This is a genomic window from Pseudoalteromonas sp. Isolate6 (assembly GCF_022398435.1).
Lineage (GTDB): Bacteria > Pseudomonadota > Gammaproteobacteria > Enterobacterales > Alteromonadaceae > Pseudoalteromonas > Pseudoalteromonas galatheae.
In genome coordinates this window covers 1-8,654 of record NZ_JAKEVK010000194.1, presented here as the reverse complement: position 1 = coordinate 8,654, position 8,654 = coordinate 1, and the positions used below count along the sequence as shown (strand labels likewise).

Sequence of the window (8,654 nt, the reverse complement as noted above, 5' to 3'; positions counted from 1 at the left end):
CTGAGCGATGCAGGGAAAGCTTAATTAATAATAGATTAGCTGTTCAAACTAGCAAAGAGCGCTAAAGCCTCCAAAAAGCCTATTTTTTCTAAGTAAGCCCACAGCATAAACGACACCAACTCTGACGCACCGAGCAGGTAGCGGCTCAGTCCGACCAGCGATTATGCAACACAAACTGCGTGTCGCATAAATACTAAAATGTTATACAACTACGGATAGCCCAGAGTATGCCCAATCCATTTATTCCTGAATCGTTTAAGCCTCCGACGTTCTTTGATAGTGAAAATTTTCACTTCAGAGTGCTTGAAGAAGAAGTTGCTGAGTTAGACTTTGAAGCAGTAATGTCCAGTCAAAAAAGACTACAAGGAATATTTGGCCCTGAAACTGAGTGGCCTAAAGTTAATATGACCCTCGAAGAAAATATAGAAAGCTTAAAAATTCATAAACAAGAATTTGAATCAAGGGATGCTTTTGCATATTCCATATTTAACAATTCAAAGGAAAAATGCCTAGGCTCTGTTTATATAGATCCAAGCCGATCACTAAATTATGACTGCGAAGTCTACTTGTGGATTCGAGATGATAGTATTGCGTTAGAAAAAATACTTTATCAGACTGTCTTAAATTGGCTTCAATCAGTGTGGCCTTTCTCAAAAATAGCATTACCGGGCAAGTCGATTTCATGGAAAGATTGGACTCATGAGTTAAAAGCTGTATAACAAGCCAATCGAGCACTAACACAGACCCCCATCACAATTTGCATCTATATTATGACGGGTGTCTGCTATTCGCTATAACCGTTAAAAATAAATGGAAACATAGTATTGGCACGTTACTTCCACCCTAGTACTATATTTTCAATATTACCGAACACCTAGCTACAACAGGCCCGAAATAGAATTTACTAAACCTTGGACTAGCCTAGGTCGAGCCTCAACGAATTCCAGATTTACTTTATTCGCTGTAGATACGATCCGTGTTTGATACTTTTTACGGTCAGTCACTTCGTTTGAAGTCACCGATTTATAGCCTGAGTTACCTTGCTTTAGCTTAGCTCTATTTCCTTCTTGTACTTCAACACCAGATTTCGCGCGCTCAGAAACCTGTAAGTCAGTAACAATATTAAAATAAACGTCTTCCACCATTGCATCAGCAACAAAGCCTGCAGCTGCACCAAGCAAGCCTGCAGCTGCTTGTCCTCGACCACTACCAAACTGAACACCAACAATAGCACCCGCTACAGCCCCACCATAGCCTTGGGCTAAAATTCCTCGATTTTCATCAGCGGTCGTTCTGCCGGCTTTGAGAATATTCGCTTGGATCCAAAAGTGCGCTGTATCTGGGTCATTAACAACCTTGTAGCCTTTTGAAAGTAATGCAGTTTGTATCTCGTTAGCGATGACTAAATCCTGCTTATCCGATGTATTTCTGAGTTGTAAAAACACTGTACGCTTGTCTTGACTGACTGGGTCAAGAAATATAGAGTCGCTCATTTTAGTTTCAACTCTTAAATCTCGCTTTTTCACCGCAGTGTGCATCGCATTACAACCAACTAATTGCATCACTAGAAAAAATGAGCATAGCGTAAAAATCAATTTCCAAGCACCGAATTTAGGTGTCGAAATAAAATGTTGTGATATAGTGCCGTGTTCCATATCCATAAACCCTTCATTTTTGTTAACACCTAGATAACTTATTCAATGAATCAATACTGAACAAGGTGGAAATTTCGACCCTGTTTCATGCAGACTTTTTCACGCATTCTTATTTTTCAAAGCAACTTGCTCTCGCTCAAATACATAAGGATGGTTATGGATCTGCATAAATGCATTCCTCTACGCACAACCCTAATTACGTTGTTAACAGGCGCTTTAGTCGCATGCGGTGGGGACTCAGATAACGATATAGATAAGCCAACAAACAGCCTACCGATTGCTCAAGCAGGAGAACATCAAACGGTCGATGAAAAGGCAACCGTCACGTTACGCGGTAGTGGCACGGATAACGATGGGGTGATTAAAAGCTATCAATGGCAACAACTGTCAGGCCCCCCTGTTTTGTTATCGGACCAAAGCAACGCAATTTCCTCATTCGTGGCTCCAGATGTCACAGAAAACGAGGAGTTAAGCTTCGAATTAACCGTTATTGATGATGAGGGAGGAAGTGCTACTGATCAGGTAGTTGTCACCGTAAACAACCTGAACAACATAACGGTTCAATTGCAAGTACCTCAGAGCATCGCGAAAGGATCGTGGGCACAATTAAAAGCGGATATATCGAGTGCCGTTGAAATTGACAGCATCGTATGGGAAGAATCAACAGATATAGTTCTTAACATTGATAATGATAAACCTGACTTTGCTTCACTAAAAATCCCTGAAGACTACACTGGAGATAACCTTGAGTTTACGGTCACAGTCTCAGATAAATCAGGCTACTCTACCTCTGCAAGCGCCCATGTGGCAGTTGCTGAAGCAATAGATTTTGTTGACTACACAGGTGATCATGACGAGCAACCGCTTGAAGATGCTGAAGTCATCGCGACATTAGACCCGAGCAGCGAATTGAAGCCAGCAACAAGAGGCGTTGACGGTTACACGACCTTCATCGTTGATGGCCAATCGGGAGTAGAAATTACCCCGGAGATGGGTAGACTCACAATCACCGCAGGTGCGTTAAGCGACATACAAGTCGGTGATATTATAGTCGGTGTCACCGCTGATGATGATACCGGGTTTATGCGTGAGGTTCTTGATATTAATGGTAATGTTTTAACTACTTCCCATGCACCATTACACAAAGCTTTTCCAGATGCTGACGTTAAACTAGACCTTGTTATAACGAACCAAGCTGCAACACTTAATCAGTCGGTTTCAACTGCTAGTAATACGGTACAGTCAAGTGTAGATATTCCTATCTTAACGTTCTCAAGAACACTGCAGCAAAAACTAAGCCCTGAGGTCACGTCAGTTGTAGAACTCGAGATGAACTCAAGCGCTACAATTGGGATAGAGTTTTCAATTATTCGAGGTGAAGTAACTCACTTTTCTACAATTGCTCAAGCAGATTATCTAACTAAGACCTACCTTAATGCTGACTATGAATATCAAGGCAGTCTGAGCAAAAGCAAAGTATTCAACCCTATAGTCAACAAAAACGTAAAGCTGTTTGTTGGACCAATACCTTTGTTTTTGAACGTTAAACTACATCCGCAACTAGGTGCTTACTTGGGCGTCGCAGGTGAAGCCCATTTAAAAATGGGTATTAGTGCTTCAGGAGAGTATAAAACCGGATTCAAATATCAAAACGACAAACTGAGCCCAGTTAACAGCTTTGTACCCGTCATATCTCAAATTGGACCTGAATACCAACTATCAGGTGAAACATCAGCAAAAGTAGAAGCCGAACTACAGTTTATGCTTTCTGCTTATGAGTTATCTGTCGCATTACCTTTTGGTAATAAAATAGAGTTAGATGGCCCAGGAGCAGGATTAGCAATGGGGCCATATGCTGAATATATCGCAACTGCAGTACTTAACAATACACAACAGACAGTCAAATGCAGCTTAGCGCTATCATTAGGTTTAGGTGTTGATGCCAATTTAGATTATGGATTTGTTGGAGATATTCTTGGCTTAACCAACGAAGAAAAAAACAAAAATATTCCTCTTTACGATTTTAATCGACCAATTTGGAGCTCTGAAGTTTGCCCATTTGAGACTCAATTCAATACGCTTACAGGTGCTATTTCCGATGTTGACGGCAGCCCCATAACGGGTGCTGATGTTTCACTAACAAGCGTTAGCACTGGGCTTTCTCAACAATTATCATCCGATACCAGTGGCGCCTTTAGTTCTTCACCACTCGCGGTTGGTGATTATCATGTCATCGCTTCTAAATCGGGTTTTCAACCAGAGCGCATTACAATCACCGTTACCGAGGACACCAACCAACCAGTTCAATTAATTCTGCTCAGTGGTGAGCCCGTAGATGATAGCAACCCAATTGACGACAACCTAGGCAACCCGCGCAAACAAGCTCGTGTCACAGGAGACCCAAATTTACGTACGTTTGACGGCTTAAACTATGGATTTAATGGTGTTGGTGAGTATATCTTAGCCAAGTCCAATATCGACTCTTTTGAGATTCAGGGCCGTTATGTCGCAGTCCCTGGCAATCAACATGTGTCTTTCAATGCCGCTGTCGCCGCAAATGTAGCAGGAATAAGAGTCACCTTTTACCCAAATGATGAAGGCCTTGCCGTGCTTATTGATGGTCAATTACAAACATTGAATAACGGTGCTCGTGAGCTTCCTAATCAAGCAAGTATCTTTAAACAAAATAATCGTCATTACGAAATAACTTGGCCAGACACCTCATTACTAAAGGTGTATAGACGGGGTGAGTTTGTCGAGACAGAAGTGCTTTTACCAAACTCTCGTGCGGGCAGCGTTAATGGATTACTTGGATACTTTGATGGCAACGTCGACAATGACTTAACGGATGCTAACGGCAAGCAAATTGAAGACAAAGGTAACTTTAATCAACTTTATGATATTTATGGTAATAGTTGGCGTGTAACATCCGAATCCTCTTTGTTCGACTACTTCAATGATGAGACTCCTGAAAGCTTCGTTGACCTTAACTTTCCACGGACATTGTTAACTCAAGCGAGGTTAGAGGCACAAATTGGTAGTGCGGAATATCAACGGGTTAAAGAAGTGTGCCAAAAGTATGTAAGCATAAAAAGCAGGCTTGAAGCATGCATCATAGATGTTGCTTTAACAGGAAACGAAAGCGATTTAAGCGCTTATCGCGCAATTTCCGAGCCAACATCTGAGTTAACATTAAAAGTTCCACCACAAATCACAGTATTGTCTCCAACACCTGGCGCAATTTTGAGTAGTAACATCTTAATAGAAGGCAAGATTGAAACAGTTCAATCAAGTATCGCCAAATTATTTATTTCTATAAATGGAGAGGCTAAAAGAGACATTAGCTTTGCGCTTAATAGTGGCAGTTTCGCACTCACTCAACCAGCGGAGTCTTTTGTTCAAGGTGAAAACAACATTATACTCTTTGCGACAGATAGTAAGGGGAGCCGAGCTAATTCAATTATTGGCTTTACGTTTGACAGTAACGTCGCACCTGCAGCTGGTGGAGATTTAATTGTATTCAATGATGTCAATATTCTAGATAATGAACGGATTTACAAAGCTGATAACACACAGTTTGCGAAAAACCTAGCCAGTTTTTCAGGAAACAGCCTCCGTGCCCGAGGTTCTAAAATAGTCCTAGATCGATCTCATGATTCTCGCTGCAGTTGGTCATGCCAATCTATTAATTACCTGTACAGTACTTGGGAAGATTTAGGCTTTGAAGTTATTACATATCAGTCTCTAGAAGATTGGGATCTTGATGACCCACAAATAAAACTTATCGTACTCTGGACTCCACTTAACTCATATTCTCCGGATGAAGTCAGTCGCTTAAAACAATTTGCTGCGCAGGGGGGAAGAATTGTATTTGTCGGTGAGCACGAGCTGTTCTATGGACTAAAAGGCATTGAAGTTGAAAACAACTTCCTTATCAGTATGGGGGCATTTATGCGTAACATTGGAAAAGATGTATACGGCGGCGACCACTATTTTGATGTCAGTGAAGATAACCAACATCAAACAGTTCAGAATGTAGAAACTTTAGTGTTCAACAGAGTATCACTACTCTCTCTCGGTCCAAACGACTACCCCTTGGTGAAGAGTGCCGATGGTTTAGACGTAATCGCAGGAGTTGCACGTATTGATATCAATAATCAACCCAATGAACGCCAACAGTATTACTTTATGCTACACCAGAGTAATAAGCCCAAAAACCCGCCATCACCTATCGTAAGTGATCGCTCAACAAACTAAAAATAAAGCAGGCCCACTCATGCACAATTTGATGAGTGGGCCATAAAATCTAGCCCGAGTTGACTTAATTAGAGACCACAACTAAACCACCTGACGTTAATAAACCAGAATAACAGGGCTAAATTAAACTTGGCTGTTGTATGTGTGTCACACTCGGCGGTTCAACAGCAACTTAATATCTTAAATCTAATTACGATAGCGGACGTTCGCCTAACTCGTATTTGGACAGAAATGAGCTATGTCGTCGGCTATATTAGGTGAATTTCGCATAAGAATTCTATGGACTAACGCCCTACTATCAGGCAGATAAAGCTTGGCTAAAATTGTGTAGCTAAGCGGAGCCAAACAAGCTGTTAGCAGTCCCGAATTGAGAGACTTGCTAGAGTATTTTTAACCAAAGCTTAATGTTCCGATAACAGCCGTTCCAGAAGCTATTATGAAACCGAACGAGGTATTTGTTAACTTACCAGCTTTTTTGGCTCTATCAGAATCGTTTGAGAAAAGGTATAAAGGCAAAGAAATAATTAAAATCAAAGTTGAAATTGCTAATGAAAATATTGAAATAGCCATAGCAAGTTCAAATACTTGTTGATTGTTAACTTCTTGTATATCAACGAGGCACCCGACACATTCATTCAAAAACTTATCAAGTTCATTTTCCTGAGATAATGAATATAAGAAACCGAAAACGATTATTACTAATAAAAGAATAGTACCGAACTGCCAAGATGGCCTAATCCCAGTAAGATCTTTAATATTTCTCAAAATTTGAACTCCTTCCCAAATACTCTAACGCCAAAAGAATCGGCAGTGAAACCGGCCGGTTGCTTTTCTTGATACCTATTGAACCTTCACCCCGAAGTTTAGCGAACAGTTAAACTTCAAGACGAACAAACCAAAAGGAGAAAGCTCAATGAAATTCTATACTACTTTTCATAAATATTATTGTGGAATTGACCTCCATGCATGCATTGTTGGTATTGGGTAGTGATTTATGTGCTGAGCATGATATTGATTTTGTGCTTGGTCATGCGCTTTGCATGAAAGCTATTCACGGTGGTAAAGCCAAAAACGATAAGATTGACTCTTATAAAATCGCTAGTCTATTGCGTGGTGGCAACTTCCCGCTGGCTTACAGATATGAAATACTAGCGTTAAATCAACTAAAGTAGTGCCCTAGCGAATAAAGCAATTTATCTTTTGGAACATTTCCATGCTTTTTTCTAAATTTATCAATTACTTTTGCAGCGTAGCGATAGGTTATTCCAATATGATCTTCAATTTGCTTCATCGGTTTCCCCGAAACCAAGTATCGCATCACTTGACGCTCTGTATCGCTCATTTTTATATAATTGTCGTATAACTCAGCAACTAAGTTTGGATCTGAGAAAATTTTGCTGTTCAACGCTGAGCAAAATAATCCGATTTGTTCTTCATTTTCCTGTACGAGGTGATTAAAGTCTTTATCACTTAAATTGCTATACAAAGTAACACAAGCGTAGCCTCTGTGGTCGCACATGAGCGGGACGACAAAACCGTTATTGAGACCAAATTCGTTTTTTGCATGGGTCAAGGTAGCAACTTGTAACTCTGTGGGGTTGAAACCATGTAGGTCCCGCCACCAGTTTATTGGATCTCGATGACCAGCAAGTATTTTAGCTACGAAGATATCTGTCTCAGGCTTAAAAATTTCATTTTCTTGATAGTACTTTAAATAATCCAGAGGGGCGTTTTCGGTGGCGAGTATGATAGGCATTTGGTTCAAGTGTTTAACAAATTCATGGCTTGGCAAAAAACCATAAATTGCGCTATCAAATCCGATATGTGAGATGGCACGATAAAAACTTGCAGTGTATTCTGCTTGATTCGAAGCATTCAACAAATCGACTAGATCTTGATAGCGCATTTTTATTTTCCTACTTTTTAGCTACGATTAAATTCATTGCACCATGAAAGTGAGTGCAATCTCTGTTTGTTACAGACAGTCCAGCTTGTTCTAGCCAACCTTCAACTTTATCTAAAGTATAAAAAGAATGTTGGTATTGTGTGACAAATTGTAAGTTCAATCTCTTAAAATCTGCAACAGCAGGATTGTCTCTAAATTGCGCTTCATACAACTCAATCATCATTTCCATGTGAGATTTTGTCATGTTTTCATTGGGGTTTGCGATAATTAACAGACCACCCGGAGCAAGTAAGTTATAGCAGTGTTTAAAAACCAAAGACGGATTATCCATCGCGTAAACACTGTTTATTAATGTAATCACGTCGTATTGATGCGTATTAACAAACTCTTCTAGTTGGACATGAAATGCTTGAAATCGCTGTGGTTCTTTCAGTCTCTGCAGATTGGCGTTGGCTTTTTGCACCATATCAAGAGACGTATCTACACCGTGATAAGTAGAAACTTCACCATTAACAAAAGCGGCTAAGTTTCCATTTCCACATCCAGCATCCAGAACAACTCCTGACAAAAGCGGAGCAATTGTATTATAAAGTTCGACTTGTGGTGGAGTAATAATAGAGTCAAATGCACTACTATATTCATCCCAATGAGATTTATTCATAATTTCCCTTTTAATTAGACAATCACTCTTATTAAAGCAAGATGATAAGTTTCGATTTAGGAAGCGAAGCCCCCTTTTCTTTATTTCTTTCGTTTCAACAACTAGAGCAGATATTTTCCTATCAACCCCAATATCATAGTTGCAATCATTTTTAATCAGTATAGCGTTAAATAAC

At 40.1% G+C, this 8,654-nt stretch carries 6 protein-coding genes and 1 pseudogene; 3 read left to right on the top strand and 4 right to left on the bottom strand.

The annotated features are described in order from the left end of the window. Window positions 1-227: 227 nt before the first annotated feature. Window positions 228-719 carry a hypothetical protein gene (locus L1D50_RS18915; RefSeq protein ID WP_128727486.1) on the top strand — a complete coding sequence of 164 codons (492 nt, stop codon included), beginning with the start codon at window positions 228-230 and terminating at the stop codon, window positions 717-719. Between the two features lie 159 nt (window positions 720-878). Here L1D50_RS18915 and L1D50_RS18910 read toward each other — a convergent pair whose 3' ends face one another. Beyond that, window positions 879-1,661: a complement resistance protein TraT gene (locus tag L1D50_RS18910; RefSeq protein WP_275660226.1), complete on the bottom strand. Its 783-nt coding sequence runs from the start codon at window positions 1,659-1,661 to the stop codon at window positions 879-881. A 150-nt stretch (window positions 1,662-1,811) separates the two neighbouring features. Here L1D50_RS18910 and L1D50_RS18905 point away from each other — a divergent pair, with 150 nt between their 5' ends. Next, window positions 1,812-5,912 carry a carboxypeptidase regulatory-like domain-containing protein gene (locus tag L1D50_RS18905; protein ID WP_167815463.1) on the top strand — a complete coding sequence of 1,367 codons (4,101 nt, stop codon included), beginning with the start codon at window positions 1,812-1,814 and terminating at the stop codon, window positions 5,910-5,912. Between the two features lie 390 nt (window positions 5,913-6,302). On the opposite strand, the gene L1D50_RS18900 is transcribed toward L1D50_RS18905, so the two are convergent. After that, complete coding sequence (locus L1D50_RS18900) at window positions 6,303-6,677, bottom strand: hypothetical protein (RefSeq protein WP_128727489.1); 375 nt, start codon at window positions 6,675-6,677, stop codon at window positions 6,303-6,305. 148 nt (window positions 6,678-6,825) lie between these two features. Between L1D50_RS18900 and L1D50_RS18895 the strand changes: the two are divergent. Continuing rightward, window positions 6,826-7,054: pseudogene (locus L1D50_RS18895) on the top strand (IS110 family transposase); the annotation flags it as partial. A gap of 17 nt (window positions 7,055-7,071) precedes the next feature. On the opposite strand, the gene L1D50_RS18890 reads toward L1D50_RS18895, so the two are convergent. Continuing rightward, on the bottom strand, window positions 7,072-7,818 hold the full coding sequence (locus tag L1D50_RS18890; protein ID WP_099032015.1) for an autoinducer binding domain-containing protein: 747 nt from the start codon (window positions 7,816-7,818) through the stop codon (window positions 7,072-7,074). Window positions 7,819-7,828: 10 nt separating this feature from the next. Next, window positions 7,829-8,654, bottom strand: an 826-nt coding sequence (locus L1D50_RS18885) for a class I SAM-dependent methyltransferase (RefSeq protein WP_239966602.1), incomplete at its 5' end; no start/stop codon positions are given.

What these genes read in the sequence shown, in the direction of transcription:
- L1D50_RS18905 (WP_167815463.1), top strand. Translation starts at nt 1,812, where the DNA reads ATGGATCTGCATAAATGCATTCCTCTACGCACAACCCTAATTACGTTG.
- L1D50_RS18915 (WP_128727486.1), top strand. Translation starts at nt 228, where the DNA reads ATGCCCAATCCATTTATTCCTGAATCGTTTAAGCCTCCGACGTTCTTT.
- L1D50_RS18910 (WP_275660226.1), bottom strand. Translation starts at nt 1,661, where the DNA reads ATGGATATGGAACACGGCACTATATCACAACATTTTATTTCGACACCT.
- L1D50_RS18890 (WP_099032015.1), bottom strand. Translation starts at nt 7,818, where the DNA reads ATGCGCTATCAAGATCTAGTCGATTTGTTGAATGCTTCGAATCAAGCA.